This window comes from Kineococcus glutinatus (assembly GCF_039542765.1).
Lineage (GTDB): Bacteria > Actinomycetota > Actinomycetes > Actinomycetales > Kineococcaceae > Kineococcus_A > Kineococcus_A glutinatus.
Genome location: NZ_BAABIL010000107.1, coordinates 1 through 864, shown reverse-complemented (window position 1 = coordinate 864; position 864 = coordinate 1). Strand labels below are relative to the sequence as shown.

The following is an 864-nucleotide window of genomic DNA, read 5'->3' as shown; positions in this document are numbered from 1 at the left end:
GGGGCGAGCCGGCCGCGGCCCCCACCGAGGTCGCCGCGGGCGGCGAGCAGGGCTGAAGGGGGTGCGGGCGCGGCACCACCGCCGCGCCCGCACCCGGCGCACCCGTCCGGGTGGGCCCGGACCGCTCGGGCTGCGCTCCGGGCGGCGGCGAGGGAGGCTGGGTGCGTGCCCGAGGACCACGAGCGACTGCCGCGGAACGTGACCCCGCTGCGAGCCGTGCCGGGTCCCACCCCGGCCGGGTCACCCGTGCCGGCCCCGCAGCGGCGCGCGGGCCGGCGCGACGACGACCGCGACGTCGGCTTCTTCGGCCCGGGCAGCGTCAGCTGGCGGCTGCACGCCGACCCCCTCACCGGCCTGGCGGGCCTCGTCGCGGTGCTGCTGCAGGACCTGCACCCCGTCTCGGCGGCCGCGGCCGCCGAGGAGGGGGCGAGCACCTGGACCCGCGTGGAGCGGGCGGCCGCCGTGCTGGGGACCACGACCTACGGCAGCCGGATGGCGGCCATGACGTGCGCGGCGCGGCTGCGGGCCGAGGCCGGCATGGTCGCCGGCTTCGACACCGAGACCGACCGCATCTTCCGCGGCGACGACCCCGACGTGCTCGCCTGGCGGCACTCCTGCGGGGTGCTGGCACGCATCCTGGTGGCGCGCGCGGCGGAGGTGGAGCTCACCGACGCCGACGCCGACACCTACGTCGGCGAGCAGCTCACGGCGGCGCTGCTGCTGGGGCTGGAGCCCGACGAGGTGCCCGCCACGGTCGCGGCGCTCGACGAGGCCGTGGACGCCGCCCGCCCGCGGCTGCGGCCGGCGCCGGGCGGGCGGGCGACGTGGCGGCGGGGCAGTTGTGCCCGGGGGCGGCGGCGGCGC

Annotated in this window: 1 protein-coding gene; it reads left to right on the top strand. The window is 80.8% G+C overall.

All coding sequences use genetic code 11. From position 1 onward, the window contains the following. Positions 1-246 precede the first annotated feature (246 nt). Positions 247-864, top strand: a 618-nt coding sequence (locus tag ABEB16_RS04750) for an oxygenase MpaB family protein (RefSeq protein WP_345711118.1), incomplete at its 3' end; no start/stop codon positions are given.